Source organism: Ramlibacter sp. (assembly GCF_035548915.1).
Lineage (GTDB): Bacteria > Pseudomonadota > Gammaproteobacteria > Burkholderiales > Burkholderiaceae_C > Ramlibacter.
On sequence record NZ_DASZSE010000050.1, the window covers coordinates 42,471 to 58,641 of the forward strand.

Annotated in this window: 9 protein-coding genes; 4 read left to right on the forward strand and 5 right to left on the reverse strand. The window is 71.8% G+C overall.

The window, feature by feature from the left end; translation table 11 throughout:
- Positions 1-8: 8 nt before the first annotated feature.
- The 4 genes from VHA82_RS21550 to VHA82_RS21565 are packed head-to-tail and all read left to right on the forward strand — an operon-like array spanning position 9 to position 4,270.
- The gene (locus tag VHA82_RS21550; protein ID WP_325547226.1) at positions 9-353 is read left to right on the forward strand and encodes an EamA family transporter; all 345 of its coding nucleotides are present in this window, start codon (positions 9-11) and stop codon (positions 351-353) included.
- Positions 350-1,738, forward strand: coding sequence for a DUF2142 domain-containing protein (locus tag VHA82_RS21555; protein ID WP_325547227.1), 1,389 nt, complete (start codon positions 350-352; stop codon positions 1,736-1,738). The genes VHA82_RS21550 and VHA82_RS21555 overlap by 4 nt, the downstream gene beginning before the upstream one ends.
- A 21-nt stretch (positions 1,739-1,759) precedes the next feature.
- On the forward strand, positions 1,760-2,968 hold the full coding sequence (locus VHA82_RS21560; RefSeq protein ID WP_325547228.1) for a PIG-L deacetylase family protein: 1,209 nt from the start codon (positions 1,760-1,762) through the stop codon (positions 2,966-2,968).
- A gap of 57 nt (positions 2,969-3,025) precedes the next feature.
- Positions 3,026-4,270 (forward strand): sodium:proton antiporter, encoded by a 1,245-nt coding sequence (locus VHA82_RS21565; protein WP_325547229.1) that lies wholly within the window; start codon positions 3,026-3,028, stop codon positions 4,268-4,270.
- Positions 4,271-4,324: 54 nt separating this feature from the next.
- On the opposite strand, the gene VHA82_RS21570 is transcribed toward VHA82_RS21565, so the two are convergent.
- The 5 genes from VHA82_RS21570 to VHA82_RS21590 all read right to left on the reverse strand — a co-directional run bounded on the left by VHA82_RS21570 (position 4,325) and on the right by VHA82_RS21590 (position 16,171).
- Positions 4,325-9,787: an SBBP repeat-containing protein gene (locus VHA82_RS21570; RefSeq protein ID WP_325547230.1), complete on the reverse strand. Its 5,463-nt coding sequence runs from the start codon at positions 9,785-9,787 to the stop codon at positions 4,325-4,327.
- 3 nt (positions 9,788-9,790) lie between these two features.
- Positions 9,791-10,783, reverse strand: a complete 993-nt coding sequence (locus VHA82_RS21575) for an efflux RND transporter periplasmic adaptor subunit (protein WP_325547231.1) — start codon at positions 10,781-10,783, stop codon at positions 9,791-9,793.
- Entirely contained in the window at positions 10,780-12,582 is a 1,803-nt protein-coding gene (locus VHA82_RS21580; protein WP_325547232.1) for a preprotein translocase subunit SecA, read from the reverse strand. Before VHA82_RS21580 ends, VHA82_RS21575 begins: the two co-directional genes overlap by 4 nt.
- 80 nt (positions 12,583-12,662) lie before the next feature.
- Positions 12,663-14,789 carry a PqqD family peptide modification chaperone gene (locus VHA82_RS21585; RefSeq protein ID WP_325547233.1) on the reverse strand — a complete coding sequence of 709 codons (2,127 nt, stop codon included), beginning with the start codon at positions 14,787-14,789 and terminating at the stop codon, positions 12,663-12,665.
- Positions 14,789-16,171 carry an efflux RND transporter periplasmic adaptor subunit gene (locus VHA82_RS21590; protein ID WP_325547234.1) on the reverse strand — a complete coding sequence of 461 codons (1,383 nt, stop codon included), beginning with the start codon at positions 16,169-16,171 and terminating at the stop codon, positions 14,789-14,791. Before VHA82_RS21590 ends, VHA82_RS21585 begins: the two co-directional genes overlap by 1 nt.

A 16,171-nucleotide genomic window follows, 5' to 3' on the forward strand; every position in this document is an offset into this window, starting at 1 on the left:
AAGCCGCCATGTCCCGAACGCAGTACGCCCTCCTCGTCCTCACGGTCGCCTCGCTCGCGGCCGGCCAGGTGCTTTTCAAGCTCGCGGCCGTTTCCATGCAGGGGCGGGGCTGGCAGCAATGGGTGTTCAACCCGCACCTCGTCGTCGCGCTCGCCGTGTACGCCGCGGCCACCGTGATGTGGATCGCGCTCCTGCGGCAGGTGCCGCTCGCGGTCGCGTACCCGTTCGTCGCGCTCGCGTTCTTCTTCGTGCCCGTGCTCGCCCACTTCACGCTCGGCGAACCCCTGCGCTGGCAGACCTTCGCGGGGGCCGCCATCATCTTCGCCGGCGTGTGGGTGTCATCGCTCGAATGAGGCGCACGGGCGGCGCGGCGCTCTGGTTGGTGCTGGTGGTGCTGGCCGCGTGCGTGAGCGCGCTCGTCCCGCCGATGCAGTCGCCCGACGAGAACAGCCACGTCCTGCGCGCGGACATGCTGAGTCGGGGCCAGTGGCTGCTGGAAACGCCTCCCGGAGGCGAAAGCGGCGGCACGACCGACCCCGTGCTCCACACCTTCGTCGCGGCCTATCTGGAGGACATCGTCGCGCATCAAGGCCGCGCGCTCACGGCGAGCCACAGCGAACTCACGCGCGAGCTGCGCTGGACGCGGGATCGCGCGTTTCGACCGGCTCCCGGGACCGGCTACTACTTCCCGCTCGCGTACCTGCCGCACGCGAGCGGACTCGCGCTCGGCCGCGCGCTGGAGCTCACGGTGCTGCAAAGCTATTGGCTCGCGCGCCTGCTGTGCATGGGGTGCATCGCCGCGCTGCTCGTCGTGGCGTTTCGCATCCACTGTCCGCCCCTGCTGGCCGTCGCGCTGCTCCTGTTGCCGATGACGGTGTTCCAGATGGTGCTGCCGACGCTCGACGGCATCACCACCGCGCTCGCCGTGCTTGGGCTTTCGCTCTTCATGCGGCGCATGCTCGAACCCGGCGAAGGGCCGTCCTGGGAGCCCTGGGTGCTCGCCGGCTGCATGTTCCTCGTCGCGACCACGCGCGCGCAGGTGGCGCCGCTCATCGGGTTGCAGGTGTATCTCGCGTGGCGGCGCGGCTCGCGCGCGCACGCGGTGGCGGGCATCCTCGCGGTGATCGCGACGCTCGTCTGGACCGGCTACGCGATCACGCACACGGTCGACCTGCGCGTGCGGCGCGATCACGGCACCGGCGAATTGGTGCGCTACTACGTCGAGCATCCTCTTGAGGTCGTGCGGCTGATCGGAGCGTCGCTCGCCCAGCCCGATCTGGCCCGGCTGTACGAGCGCTCGTTCATCGGCGTGCTCGGTTGGCTCGACACCGGCCTCGATGCGTTCTGGTACCCCTCGCTCTGGGGTGGCCTCGCCGTGTGCCTCGCGGTTTCGCTCGCGCGAGCGCAGCTGAGGCAAGCCGCGGACGCGCGCCTGCTGCTCCTTGGCACGGCCGCGGCGAGCGTGCTCCTCGCGTTCTTCGCGCTGCTCGTCACGTGGACGCCGTTTCCGGCGCAGAGTGTGGGCGGGGTGCAGGGGCGCTACTTCATCGTTCCCGCGCTCGCGCTCGCCTACGCGGCGGCAGGGGGTGAGGCGAAGTCCGCGGATGCGGCGGCTCTTTCGGAGCGCTGGTCGCGCTCGTCTCGCTCGTCGCGCTCGTTACCGGCTCTCGGCGCGATCTTCGGCGCGGGCGCACTGTACGCGCTCATCTCGGCCCTGCTCGCTCGCTATCATCCCTGACCCCTTGCCCGACTCGCGTTCGTGGAACACGACCTCGTCCCCTATCACGCCCTCGCGCGGATTCCCGCACGCGCGGTACTCGTGCTGGCGCCGCATCCGGACGACGAGACTTTCGGCTGCGGCGGCTCGATGGCGATCCATGCGGACGAAGGCGTGCCGGTGCACGTCGTCGTGCTCACGGACGGCGCGCTTTATGGTGACGCTCAGGTGAGGGAACAGGAATGCCGCGCGGCGTGCGCGGTGCTCGGCTGTGGCGAGCCGGCGTTCTGGCGCATCGCGGATCGTTCGCTTCGCGTCGATGAAGCGCTCGTGGCGCGGACCGTCGACTGCGTGAGGGACGGGGGCATCGATCTCGTCTATGCGCCTTCACCGTGGGAAGTGCATCCGGATCATCGCGCGGCAGCCCGGCTGGCCGTCGAAGCCGCGCGCGCGAGCGGGGTGCGGGTCGCGTTCTATGAGGTCGGGGCACCGCTCGTGCCCAATGTTTTCGTCGACATCACGCGCTGGGTCGAGCGCAAGCACGCGGCGGGTGCGAAGTATGCCTCGCAGCTTGCGCAGCAGGACTATGCGCAGCAGGTGCGCGGGTTGAATCGCTACCGGACGTACACCCTGGGGGCGCAGGTGCAGGCGGCCGAGGCGTTCCTGCTGCTCGATGCGGATGGAATCGAGCGGGAGCTGATGCGACTGGTGCCCGGGGAGATGGTCGCTCTGGATCCCCGCTTTCGCGGGGATGACGGCAGGGGTGCGGGGGCGCACGCGGGGGCGGCGCCTGCGGAGGCGGCGCACGCGGGGGTGGCGCATGCGGGGGGGGCGCATGCGGAGGGGGCGCATGCGGAGGTGGCGCATGCGGAGGCGGCGCATGCGGGGGTGGCGCATGCGGGGGTGGAAAGCGGACTGCCGGGACCGAGGCCGGTCTCGTTCGGTGCGATCGTGTCCGAGGCGCAGGCGGCCGCATCGCGGCCCGCCACTGAAGGGTCGTCGCCGGAGCTCGAACTCGCCAGCCAAGCCGCCGAGCAGCACCGCTTGCACGAGGCCGAACTCGCTCGCCTCCTCGCCTCGCGCGAGGCGCAGCTCGCCGCGCGCGACGCGGAACTCGCGGCGCTGCGCAGCAGCACGAGCTGGCGCATCACCGCACCGCTTCGCTGGCTCGCCTCGCTCGTGAGACGCCCCCCCCGCTCCTCTCCTCGCTCCTCTCCTCGCTCCTCTCACCGCTCCTCCCACCGCTCCTGAGGCGCGCCGGACCGCTCCCTCGCGAAAGCAAGCACGCCGACGGGCTATCCTGTCCGCATGTCCCTCCTCGAACTCATCGCCGTGCTGCTGGCGGCCGTGGCCGTCCTCGGTTACATCAACCACCGCGTGATCGGCTGGCCCGACGCGATCGGCATCGCGGCGACCGGACTGCTGGTCTCGGGCGTGCTCGCGCTCGCCGCGCCGCTCGTTCCCGGCGCAGCGAACTGGGCACGCGGCGTCGCCGCGCGATTCGACCTGCCGCAACTGCTGCTGCACGGCTTCCTCTCGGTCATGCTGTTCGCAGCCAGCCTGCACATCAACCTGAGCGACCTCGCGCGGCAGAAGATTCCGGTGATCGTGCTCGCCACGATCGGCGTCGTCCTCTCCACCGTACTGGTCGGCTTCGGCGCCTGGTGGCTCCTGGGCGCGATGGGGGTCGACATCGACCTCGAATACTGCCTGCTCTTCGGTGCGCTCATCTCGCCGACCGATCCGATCGCGGTGCTCGCACTGCTGCGCACGGCCGACGTGCCCCAGGCGCTCGAAACTGAAATCGCGGGCGAAAGCCTCTTCAACGACGGCACGGGCGTGGTGGCCTTCCTCGTGATGCTCGGCATCGCCACCGGCGGCGGCACGCCGCAGGCGCCCGACATCGCCGTCATGCTGCTGGAACTGCTGGTGGGCGGGCTCACGCTCGGGGTCGTGCTCGGCTACGCCGCGTTCGCGCTCCTCAAAGGAGTGGACAGCTATCCGGTGGAGATCATCCTCACGCTCGCGCTCGCCACCGGCGGCTATGCATTGGCCGAGCGCATCGAAGTGTCGGCGCCGCTCACGGTCGTGGCCGCGGGACTCGTCATCGGCAATCATGGCGCGAAGAGCGCGATGAGCGAGCGCACGCGCGCGAACCTGTTCTCGTTCTGGGAACTGCTGGACGAAGTGCTGAACCTGCTGCTCTTCGGGCTGATCGGCCTCAAGCTGATGGGGCTCGGGGGCACCGCGGCGTTGTGGCCCGCCGCGTGCATGCTCGTGCCGGTGGTGCTTGCGGCGCGGTTCCTGAGCACGGGAATTCCCGCCCTGCTCGTGCGGCCGTGGCTGCGGCACACCACGCCGCATGCCGTGAAGGTGCTGACGTGGGGCGGCGTGCGAGGCGGGATCTCGATCGCGCTTGCGCTGTCGCTGCCGGAATTTCCGGGGCGCGACACGCTCGTGGTGGGCACGTACGCGGTCGTGTTCTTCAGCCTGCTCGTGCAGGCGCCGACACTGCCTTGGCTCTTGCGGCGGCTGAAGCTCGCGAAGCGGTGAGCGGGCGCGGGGCGTTCGGCGGGGCGCCCTGCGGTGGCGCCGCCGTCCGGCCGGTCAGATCGCCTTGTTCAGGTCGACATCGACACCGGCTCGCTTCATCTCGCGCGCGAGCAGCAGCTTCCAGAGGCCGCCCTCGTCGAGCGCGACCTGCAACGCGCCCTGCCACGGTGTCGCCTTCGAGAGAAAGCAAATCTTCGAGCGCCCGAGCGTCGCGAGCAGAAAGCCGATCGCGAGCATGCCTTGCGGCGCCTCGTCGTCGCGCGCGGGGAGCATGATCGCGAAGTCGACACCGCGCAGTTCCTCGACGCGTTCGATCGCGGCCAGCGCGCTCGTGGCATTGCCGATCACCACCGGCTCCAGGCCGAGCTGTTCGAGGAATGCCGAGACTTCGCTCGCGGCGTCGTCGATCTTGCCGATCAGCGCGACGCGATGCGACGAGCCGTCCTGTTTCGCGGGAGCTTGGGGTGTCGTCATGGGTGCGGGCGCCTTCGCGGGCGCGGGTAGGGGTGCGGGAGTGGGGGCCGGCGTGGGTGCGGGAGTCGGCGCGGGAGTCGGTGCGGGTGTCGGCGCGGGTGTCGGCGCAGGAGTCGGCGCAGGCGTCGGCGCGGGAGTCGGTGCGGGCGTCGGCGCAGGTGTCGGCGCAGGTGTCGGCGCAGGTGTCGGCGCAGGTGTCGGCGCTGGTGTCGGCGCTGGTGTCGGTGCAGGCGTCGGTGCGGGCGTTGGCGCAGGTGTCGGCGCAGGCGTTGGCGCAGGTGTCGGCGCTGGCGTCGGCGCAGGTGTCGGCGCTGGTGTCGGCGCAGGTGTCGGCGCAGGCGTCGGCGCAGGTGTCGGCGCAGGCGTCGGTGCAGGCGTCGGCGCAGGTGTCGGCGCGGGCGTTGGCGCAGGCGTCGGCGCGGGTGCCACGGCCACGTCGACATGGTCCGCCGTCGAATCCACTCCGCCATGGTCCGTGCCGCCATCGTCATGCACCGTCCACGACACAGTCGCGGTGCCGCCCGCGCCCGCGGCTGCCGGCCGTAATCGCATGCCCTGCAGATCCTGCAGCGTGTACGGCGTGCCCGGCAACACGGGCGTGACGCCATCGGCGAGCACCAGCGTGCCAAGCGCCGGATCGGGCAACGCATCGATCGTGACTCGCAGCACCTGCCCCTGCTCGTCCACGCCGCCGCCCGGTGAATACGCGAGACTTCCAAGCCCGAGCGGCACGTCCGCGCCGCCGATCGTCGCGGACGCCGGCGCGTTCGGGCCGCCGAGCGGCACCGGTGGATCGTTCACGGGCTGCACGGCGATGTTCGTCGTGGCGGTGGCCGAACTGAACGCCGTGCTGCCGCCATTGACCGTCGTGTCGACGTGCGTGAGGACCACCGTGCCGCGCGTGCGGTCCCACGCGCGGAACTGCAGCCCCGAAGCGGTGCCGTTCCAGTCGGGCGCGGGCACGAAGCGCACGCGCGTCACCGCATCGGCCGCGAGCAGCAGCGCGTTGTCGTTCGCCACGGGGCCGACGTCGCTCCAGTGCGCGCCCCCGTCGGTGCTGTATTGCCACGTGCCGTTCGCGCTCGCGGCCGCCGTGATCGCGATACCGCGCTGCGCACCGGGGTCGCTGTCGCTCACGTGCCCCGCGATGAGGTCGGCCACCAGCGTGCCCTGCGACGCGCTTTCGTCTTCGAGGATGGCAGGCAAGTCCTCGGTGCCCGAAAGCTCGGGCGCCGCATTCGCCGGCACGACCGTGACCTGCAGCGATTGCGACAGCGCATCGATCCCGCCATTCGCACCACCGCCGTCATCGACGACGTCGAAGGCGAAGCTCGAAGTGCCGGTGGCACTGCCGCCCGAGGGCAGGAACCGCATGCCTTCGAGTTGCGCGAGGGTATAGCTGCCACCCGCGGCGACGGGTGTCACTCCGTCGGCCAGCACCACGGCGCCCAGCGCCGCGTCGGGCAACGCGGTGATCACGGCATGCAGCGCCTGGCCCGCTTCGTCGGTGCCGCCGCCGGGCCCGTAATCCGATGCGGCAATGCCGAGACTCACCGCGCCGCCGGCCTCGATGGCCGTCACGTCCGCTATCGTCGCGGGTCCCGTGGGCGCGTCGTTCACCGGTTGCACGACGACGCTCGTGCTCGCGGTCTGCGCGCTGTACGCGGTGCTCCCGCCGTACACGGACGCGTCGCCCAGCCCGCCCGCCGCGGCAGCGGTCCGATCCCACGCGCGGAACACGAGGCCGATCGCCACTGTGCCGTTCCAGTCGGCATCGGCCACGAAGCGCACGCGGCTCGCGCCGTCGGCTGCGAGCAGGCGCGCCTGGGTTTCCGACACGCCCGCGAGCGAATGCCAGGACGCGCCGCCGTCGGTCGAATATTCCCACGCGCCATGCGACGTGTCGGCCGCGGTCACCGCGATGCCCTGCAATGCATTCACGTTCGCATCGCTCACGAAGCCGGCGATGAGATCGCCGACGAGCACGCCCGTCCCCGCGGCCGCATCCTCCAGCTGGTCGGGCATCGGATGGGCGCCACCGAGCACGGGCGCCTGGTTCGCGCCGGAGATCGTGATGGAGAGTGCCTGCGCGAGCGAGTCGTTGCCGCCCGAGCCCGTGCCGCCGCTGTCGCGCACGTTGTAGCGCAAGCTCGCCGGTCCGCCCGTCGCGCCCGAGGCCGCGCGAAACTGCATGCCCTGCAACTGCGCCACGGTGTAGCTCGCCCCCACCGACACCACCGTGGTGCCGTCGGCCAGCACGATGTCGCCGAAGCTCGGCGACGGAACTTCCACCACGTCGACCGCGAGCGTCTGCCCTGCTTCGTCGGCGCCGCCGCCGGGACCGTACGTGACGCCCGAGAGTCCGAGGCTCGTCGTGCCGGAGTTCTCGAGCACGACGAGGTCCGCCACATTGCCCGTGGCAAGCACGGGCGCATCGTTCACGGGCGCGACGTCGATCGTCGCATCCGCCGTCTGCGCGCTGAACGCGCTCGAGCCGCCGTTGCCCGCGAGATCGGAAAATCCGCCGGCGGCACCGCTCGTGCGGTCCCACGCGCGGAAGGAAACCGCGGCCGTCCCCGCGAAATTCGCGCCCGGCACGAAGCGCAGGCGCGTCTGCGCGTCGCTCGCGAGCAGCAGCGCGTGCCCACTCGAGACGGCCGGCAACGGCGACCACGTGGCGCCGTCCGTCGTGTATTGCCAGGTGCCGTTCGCGCCGTCGGCCGCATAGAGCGCGATGCCCGACACGGCATCGGCGTCCGCATCCGTCACGTGGCCGGCGAGAAGCGCGCTCACGAGCGTGCCGCCACCCGCTGCCGAATCTTCCAGCACCGAGGCCAATGCGTTGCTGCCTCCGAGGACGGGCGCCGTATTGCCGAGGCGCAGCACGCCGACGAGCGCGTCCTGCCCGCCCGCGATCGTGGTGCTGTACGCGCCCGCCGTAGCGAGCCCCGCGGTGGACGTGGAGCCCACGAAATAGGCGTTGCCGTTCGCGACCGCGACGCCGCCGGTCGCAAGGCTCTTGCCGTAGTACGTGCCGTACTGCACGTCTGACGTGCCGCCGCCCGCGGGATTGAGCACCCACAGGAAGCCGCTGCTCGCGCCCGGGCTCGTCGCGCTGATGGCGTCGGGCGTGGTGATGAGATTCGCCGTGGTCGTCTGCCCGAGGATGACGACCTTGCCCGCGCTCAGCGCGACGCCGGTGGGATCGTCGCTCAAGCCACCCCCGTCGTTGCCGTTGGCGTCGCCCGTGCCGCCCACGAAAGTCGAATACAGCAGCGAGCCCGCGCCCGTCACGTTGGTGTCGTAGATGCGAAGGTAGCCCGTCGTGTGATTCACGCGCACCGTCTGGGCGGCCCCCGGCGTGGTTGCGAAGTCGGAACCTCGCGGAGATTTCGTCTGCCCGACGACGTATGCGTGGCCCGCCCCGTCGGCCGCCACCGCGGTCGCGAAGTCGTCGTCGTCGCTCGCGATGTACGTGTCGTACACGACGTTGCCCGACGCATCGAAGCGCGCGAGAAACGCATCCTTCGAACTGAGTCCGAGGACGCCGCCCAGCACCGGCAGGTCGTCCGACTTCGTGTCGCCCGCCATGTAGACGACGCCGCCCGACGCGACCGCGATGCCATTGGCCGCGTCGTCGCCCGAGCCCCCGAACTGCTGCTGGTAGACCGCCGTGCCGGTGGCCGAGTACTTGTTCAGGAATGCGTTCTGGCTGTTCACGAGGCCCAGCAGCGTCGACTCGACCATGCCCGCCGCATACACATTGCCCGAGCTGTCGACCGCCACGTCGTTGCCCGTGTCGGCGCCGCCGTTGCCGCCGAAGTACGTGCTGAAGACAAGCGCGTTGCCATTCGCGTTCAGCTTGAAGATGACGGCGTCCTGGCCGCCCGATCTCGTCGACTGGTCCGCGTTCGCGAGTGGAAAATTGTTGGACTTCGTCCAGCCGGCGACCGCGACGTTGCCGCTCGCATCCACCGCGATGCCGTTGCCCTGCTCGTCGCCCGTGCCGCCGATGCGCGTGGACCACAGCAGCGTCGAGAGGTCCGCGCTGAATCGCGCGACGTAGATGTCGCCGCCGCCGCCCGCGCCCAGCTCGTCCGCGAGGGCGCCGCCGTTGGATTGCGTGCGGCCGGTCACGTACACGCTGCCGTCGGGCCCCGCGGCGACGTCGAGCGCGGACTCCTTGGCGTGCTCGCCGAAGTAGGTCGCGTACGCGAGCACCGGATCGATCACGAGCTCACGCGCCGTGTCGTACGCGCCCAGTTCGAACCGCACCGTGCCGTCCGCCTGCAGCACGTAGCGGCTCGCGACGGCTTCGCGGCCGCCGTCGCCCATCTGGTAGGCGAGCGGCGCGTGAAACGCGATCTCCTCGCCGCTGCCCGCGAGCACGAGCACGAGGTCGCCGTTGGCCGCGATGCGCACGTCCTGCGCGTCGCCGATGCGAAGTGCCATCTGCGTGGGATCGGCCCCGGGCGCGACGACGAAGTCGTATTCGAGCTGGCTCTGGGTGCCGTAATAGCGCAGGTCCACGCCCGGATACACGTCCGGGTACAGCACGGCGGCGTAGTTGTCGATGTCGGTGTGCCAGCCCGCGGGGTCCGCGCCGACGAAGTAGTTGCTGCGCGCGGCAAGCAGCCCTTCGCCCTGCCCCGCGGGCGCGGCAGCGCCCACGAGCGCGAGCTCCACGGATTGCGATGCGCCGGCCACCGCGAGTCTTGCGTTGCCGGCGCCGAGGGTCACGGCATAGCCGCTGCCGAACGCGGCGAAGTCGGTGCCCGCGGCAAGCTGCCCCCGATTGGCTTCGAACGCGAGCTGCGTCGTCACGTAGCTCGCCGTCACCGTCGCGGGACTCGCGACGGCCTGCGGCGCCGGCTCGAGCATGCGCACGACGGGCGCGGGCTCGAAGTCGGCGCCCAGGCCGAGCGCGGCATGGATCAGCGCCGACGTGTCGGCCGAAAAGAGCAGCCGCTGCTCGCACGCTTCCACCTGCAGCGCCGCCCTGCGAGGCGGCCGGGTGAGCGTGCGCAGGAGCCGCGGCCACATGGCTCAGGGCCTGGTGTTCGGCACAGCGCCGAGCTGTGGCGAGAGCCGCAGTGCAAGCGCGCCTTGCGCGGACGGCGCTATCGAAGGCACCGCAGGCGCGGGCGATGCAGCGTGCGGCGGCGGCGCGGCGGACGCTCGCGCCGCGGTGGGCCGCAGAGGCGTCGCGGCTGCGCGATGCAGCGCGATTTCCACGTCCGAGAGTTCGGCCTTGCAGCGCAAGCCGGCCGGCAGCGACCGGTCGGGGTTGGGGAGTTCCAGTCGCACGCGAAAGGTGTTGCTCGCGCCTTCGACGATGCGGTCGACGATGATGATCCGCGCCTCGCGCGGCGTGGCACCCGGCAGCTCGGGCAGCACGGTGACGCGCATGCCCTTCTTCACGAGCGGGAACACGCTCACGGGCAGCACGACTTCCACGCGCAGCGGGTCGTCCTCCGCCACGCGGAACATCGGCTTTTCCTCCACGCGCTCGCCCACCGACACGTAGCGTTCGGCCACCACGCCGTTGCTCGGACTGCGGATCGTGCGCAGCTCGAGCTGCGCTCGCGCGAGCCGCTGCTCGCTCGCATAGATGCCGCGCTGCTCCTCGGCCTGCGCAAGGCGGTTCTCGGCGACGACGGCCTCCGCGCGCGCCTGCTCGAGCGCCTGGCCCGAGATGAACTGCTGGCGCGCGAGGTCTTCCGCGCGCGCGAGCTTCTGCCGCGCGAGTTCCGCATTGGCACGCGCGGCCTTCAGTTCGCCCACGGCATTCGCCCGGCTCTGCGCGACCGCCATCGACATCCGCTCCACGTCGGCACGCAGCGTCGCAAGCGGCTGCCCACGCGTCACGCGGTCGCCACGCTCGACCTGGATCGCCTCGATCACGCCGACCACGGGGCTGCCCACCTCCGCGCTCTGGAAGGGCTCGATCAGGCACCCGAGCGGCGACGGCACGGCCGCCACGGCAGGCATCGACGCCAGAGCAACCAATCCAGCGAGCCTGCCGAAGACGGATTTCATGCGATCGAATTCCTGCTGAACACGAAATGCCTCCCTTCGGCCTCTGTAGCGCGCAGAAGCGTTACACGTTGTTGCATCTCAGTATAAGCGCGCAGTGTCTGTACCGCACGCAGCAGCGCGGTCGCGGGCCACCCCGCGCAGCGCGCCGCCAGTTCGCGCGATCGCCGCCCGCGCAGGAGCCGCGCGACCGGGCCCTGGTCCGCGGCGACCCAGTGCTCGCAACTGCCCGGCTGCCCCTGGCGTCCCGCGCGGCCGAGAAACTGCCTGTCGGTGCGAGGCGATGCGTTCTGCTGCGTGAGGAGAACGTGCAGGCCGCCGGCGGCCGCGGCGCGCGCATCGAGCCGGATGTCGCTGCCGCGCCCGGCCATGCTCGTGGCCACGGTGATCGCGCCCGCCGCGCCGGCCGCGGCCAGCACTTCACGTTCCTCCTCGCCCTGGCTTGCGTCGAGCACGCGGTGCGCGATGCCGCGCTCGCGCAGCACGCGAGACAAGGCCTGCGATTCGGCCACGCTTCCCACGCCGATCAGCACCGGCCGGTCCGCGCGACTCAGGGTCTGCGCGCGTTGCGCGACGGCAGTCCACAAAGCGGCGCCGTCGGCAAAGAGCCGCGTCGGCCCGGCCTCGACGCGGCGCGGCCGGTGGGCGGGAACGCGAAGCACGTGCACGCCATAGACGCGCGCGAGCTCCCGCCGCCCTTCGTTCAGCGTGCCGCTGATTCCCGCGAGCCGCACGTAACGCGCGAAGAACTGCTGGAACGTGATCCGCGCGAGCGGCTCGTGCGGCTGCGTGGGCGAGAGGCCTTCGTTCAGTTCGACGAGCTGGTGCAGCCCATGCGACCACGCTCGGCCGATCGACAGCCGGCCGCTCGCGCCGTCCACGAGCTCCACCGCCCCGCCGCGCACGAGGTAGTCGCGGCCCTTGCGCAAGACGTGGCGGGCGGTGAGCGCGAAGACGACCGCGTTCTCGCGATGCGCCGGATGGTCGAAGAGCGCATCGCTCACGCGCGGCCAAAGGCGCAGCACGTCGTGCGCCGTCGCGAGCAGCCGCACTTCCGAGCCGCCCGCTTCCAGGCGGAAGTGCGTGCCTTCGCGCAGCATCGAAGCGAAGTGCCGAGCCTGCGCGAGAAAGGCGGCCTCGCCGTCGCGCCCGCGCGACTCGGCCAGCACGAAGGGAACGCGCGCCTCGTCAAGGAGGACGGTGTCGGCCTCGTCGATCAGCGCGACGCACAGGCCCGGCAGCAGCGGCGCGGACGCGGAGCCCGCCGCGAGCAGCCGCGCACGCTGCTCGAGCGGCGTGCCGTCGCGCGGGCTCTTCACCGCGTCGCGCAGGTAGTCGAAGGCGAGCTCGCGCGCGGTGACGTAGGTGACGTGCGCGGAATACGCGAAGCGCCGCTGCCGCTCGTCCATGCCGCCGCTCACACAGCCCGCGCGCAGGCCCAGGCGCGCATAGAAGCGCGCCAGCTCGCCCGCATCGCGCGCGGCGAGATAGTCGTTGGCGGTGACCACGTGCACGGGCGAGCCGAGCGCCGCGGCCGTCGCGGCGGCGAGCGCGATCGCGATCGTCTTGCCTTCGCCCGTGTCCATCTCCACGAGCCGCTCCCCGAGCATGGCCCGCGCGGCCATGATCTGCTGCCAGCGAGGCTGCACGTGCAGCGTCCGCTTGAGCGCCTCGCAGGCTTCGGCCAGCTTGCGCTCGAGCGCGTCCGCGCCGGCGTTGCGCTCGCCCGCGGCCAGCGCCTGGGCCGACACGCGCAATGCATCCTCGCGCAGCCGCTCGGGGCGGCGCTGCGCGGCACGCACTTTGCGCTGCGGGTACCCGCCCCAGAGCAGCCCCGGGAAGGGCCATGTCGTCCCCGCATTCGTCCTTGCCGCCGCCGCGCTCATAGCCGCCCCGACGGGCTGAACTCGCGCAGCAGGAGCTGCCGCGCGCGATGGGCGAGCTGGAAGGCGGCAGGCTCGGGCGGCAGCGCGAGCTTCACCCACGCCCGTCCGCCGATGCGATCCGCCGCGAGCACGCCGGTGAGCCGTGCTTCGAGCACGAACACGGGAAAGCGGCTGCGCGTGCCCTCCTTGTCGGCCGGATCGGTCGGGATGGGGCCGCCCTGACGGTCGCCGAGCGCGGCCGACGGCAGCTCATGGCTGGCGCCGGGCCAGCCGGGCACGAGCTGCGCCGCCTGCGTGAGAAACGGTGTTTCTGCAAGCACCACTTCCACGCCGCGCACGCGGCCGCGAACGGCCGCGAATTCGTATTCGGGCAGCGCCATCCGCACCGTCACCGCGCCGCGCGCGACGATGTGGCCGAGCAATTCGCCGCGGCGCGCATAGCGGCCTTCGAGGTCCTCGGGCCGCGCCCAGGCGACCGTGCCCCCCGCGGCACTGCGCAGGTCCAGCTGCGCGAGCTGCTGCCGCGTGCGGTCGACTTCCGCCTGTGCGCGCCGCACGTCCTGCTCAAGCCGTTCGAACGCGACCGGATCGGTGAGCATCGTGCCGAACTGCTGCGTGCGCAGCCCCGAGAGCTCGGCCTCGAGGCGATCGCGCTGCGCGACGAGCACAGGGTCTTCCAGCGCCACGAGCGGATCGCCGGGTTGCACCTGCCGCCCATCCTCGGCCTCCACCGCGCGCACGAACCCCGCGACCTGCGGTCGCACCAGCGCTTCGGCGGAGGGCCACACCACCCCGCGCACGACCACGGACTGGGGAACGGGCACGGCAATGAGCGCCACGACCAGCAGCGCGCCGGCCGCGAGCCCCCCGCGCTGTGCGCGCGGGCCGGCCGCGGCGAGCCAGAGCCAGGCGCGCCGAGCAAGCCACGCGAGCGCGAACGCGGCGATCACGCATCCGAACAGCCAGCTGTGGCTGCCGACCCAGATGACGAGCGCGAGCAGCAGCGCAAGCCGCCACGCCCACGAGAGCGGCGCGTAGGCGATGAGCCACTTGCGCTCGCCCGCGGCGAGCGTCACGTCGGCCGCGGGCGCTTCGCGGTTCACGAGCCGCGTCCACGCCCGCAGCCACCAGGCCTGGCTGCGCGAGGCGAGGTTGGGCAGTTGCAGCGCATCGCAGAGGATGTGATAGCCGTCCAGCCGGATGAGCGGATTGCCGTTCAGGGCGACCGTGGAGATCGACGTGATGAGCAGCACGACGAGCGCCGCGTCGCGCAGCGTGCCCGGCGTGAGCACGAGCCACGCCGCGAGCGCCGCATACGCGATCGCGAGTTCCACGAGGATGCCCGCCGCGCTCACGACCATGCGTTCGCGCGGCGAGGCGAATGCGCTGGCCGCGCTCGCGTCCACGTAGGGCGCGGGCACGAGGAACATGAGCGACACGCCGAACTCGCGCACCTCGCCTCCGTAGCGGCGCACGGCAAGCCCGTGGCCCAGTTCGTGCAGCAGCTTGATGCACGGATAGCAGATCCACGCGATGAGGAAGCTGCGCGGCGCATCGACGAGCTTGGCCGCCTGCACCTTCAGTTCGTCGAAGTGCGATCCGGCGGCGAGCACCGCCCAGGCGAGCGCCGCGAGCCAGATCGCGAATGCCGCGCGACTGAACACGGCCCGTGCGAGCGGCGCGAGGCGATCGAGCCAGGGCCCCGGGTCGGCGAGGCGAGTGCGCAGCATGAGCGGATTGAGCAGCGCCGCGCGGCGGCGCTCGCTTTGCCTTTCGCGATCGGCGAAGAGAAGCGACAGGTGCGGGGCCGCGTCGAACTGCAGCATGCCGGCGCGAAAGAGCTGCGAGACGAGATGCAGCACTTCGTCCTGCGTGGGCGCCTGGTCGCGGCGAAGCGCGAGCACCTCCTGCCACAACGCGTCGACGCTGCGCGTGCCGTCGAAGCGGCCCACGAGGTCGTAGGCCACGGGGTTGAGCCGCAGCTGGGCGCCGGTCGAAGGCGCCACGAGCACCTGCCACACCTGATCGCGCACGAGATGGCGCACGATGCGCAGGCCCGGCACGAGGCTCGGCCGCAGCGCCGCCACCCTGTGCCATGCGGGACTCACGAGCGGCTCGGCCATCAGGGCACCAGCCCCCACCATGCCATGCGCAGCCAGGCCGCCGGCCGGTGCGCGAGCAGCATCGCCAGGGGGCGCCATCCGATGTGAACCTTGGCGATGCCCGCGAGCCCCGGGCGCAACGCGCCCGACGGGTCCTGCAGCCGCCCCTCGACCTCGAAGAAGTTGCGTCCTTCGGACGACGAGGAGACCGGCACGATCCGGCGCACCTCGAACCCGAGCGGCTCACCCGGGCGCGAGGCGAGCGCGACCTCGCCGCGCTGCCCCACCTGGATCGCCGCGATGTCGGCTTCGTCGACTTCGAGGATCAGGCGAAAGTCGTTGTCGGGCGCGATCACCATCAGGGTCTCGCCGCGCTGCACGGGCGCCCCGAGCGTCTGCGAGAGATCGCCCTTGATCACCACGCCGTCGAACGGCGCCACCGCGCGGGCGCGTTCGAGCTGCGCCTGCGCAAGCGAGAGCATCGCTTCGGCTTCGGCGGCCTTCGCCTGCGCGGCGACCATTTGCGGGCGGTCGTAGCGCGCCTGCGCGGCGCGGAAGGCGGTTTCGTGCTGGCGCAGCTCGCTCTCGCGGCGCTGCCGCTCCAGCTCGAGGTCCTGCGAGGCCAGCTCGGCCAGCACCTGCCCGGCCTTCACGCGGTCGCCGGGTCGCACGTTCACCTGCTGCAGGTAGCCGTCGCTTGCGGCAACCACCGCGCGCTGCACGGCGCCTTCGAGCCGTGCGGGCGCGCTCACGCGCCAGGGCAAGGGTGCCGCGAGCACGCACACCGTGACACCCGCGACGATCCACCCGCGCCTGCCCGCCCCCAGTCGCGCCACGCCCTCCCGCAGCGCGTCGCGGACGCGCTCGCGCCAGGTGCGGTGCAGCTTGCGCCGCATCTCCAGCACCGGACCGCAGAAGCCCGCGATCTCCTCGAGCAGCAGCAGATCATCCGGGCCGAACGGGATCGGATCGTGCCGCACGACCGTGAGCGCGCCGACGATGCGCGTGCCATCCACAAGTGGAACGCTCGCCGCCGCGCCGCGTCCGGCGAGCTGCCGCTGCGCCTGGGCGATGGCATGGTCCGCTTCGCGTGCGACGGGCCACGCGATGCCGCGCGCCTGATCGCACGCCTCGTGCATGGCCGCGGTGAGGGCCGCCGCGGCGGCCGAGCGCGGATCGAGTTCGGCCGCGGCACTCGTGCCGGCAATGGCGATGGTTCCGTCGGCAAGGAGGCCGACCGCGCATTCGCCGCAGCCGACGACCTGCGCGACCTCGCTTGCGAAAGCGCATGCCGACTGCGCAAGCCGGTCGAATGCGAACAGGGCGGCCTGCGCGCGCAGCACGCCGAGCGCTGCAGCCGATGGCGCTGCAGCCGTCAAGAGGAATGAAGGCGCCTTGTCCAT

Bases quoted from the DNA above. Each gene is read 5' to 3' on its own strand.
- VHA82_RS21570 (WP_325547230.1), bottom strand. From the start codon at position 9,787: ATGTGGCCGCGGCTCCTGCGCACGCTCACCCGGCCGCCTCGCAGGGCG.
- VHA82_RS21585 (WP_325547233.1), bottom strand. From the start codon at position 14,789: ATGGCCGAGCCGCTCGTGAGTCCCGCATGGCACAGGGTGGCGGCGCTG.
- VHA82_RS21555 (WP_325547227.1), top strand. From the start codon at position 350: ATGAGGCGCACGGGCGGCGCGGCGCTCTGGTTGGTGCTGGTGGTGCTG.
- VHA82_RS21590 (WP_325547234.1), bottom strand. From the start codon at position 16,171: ATGGACAAGGCGCCTTCATTCCTCTTGACGGCTGCAGCGCCATCGGCT.
- VHA82_RS21565 (WP_325547229.1), top strand. From the start codon at position 3,026: ATGTCCCTCCTCGAACTCATCGCCGTGCTGCTGGCGGCCGTGGCCGTC.
- VHA82_RS21575 (WP_325547231.1), bottom strand. From the start codon at position 10,783: ATGAAATCCGTCTTCGGCAGGCTCGCTGGATTGGTTGCTCTGGCGTCG.
- VHA82_RS21550 (WP_325547226.1), top strand. From the start codon at position 9: ATGTCCCGAACGCAGTACGCCCTCCTCGTCCTCACGGTCGCCTCGCTC.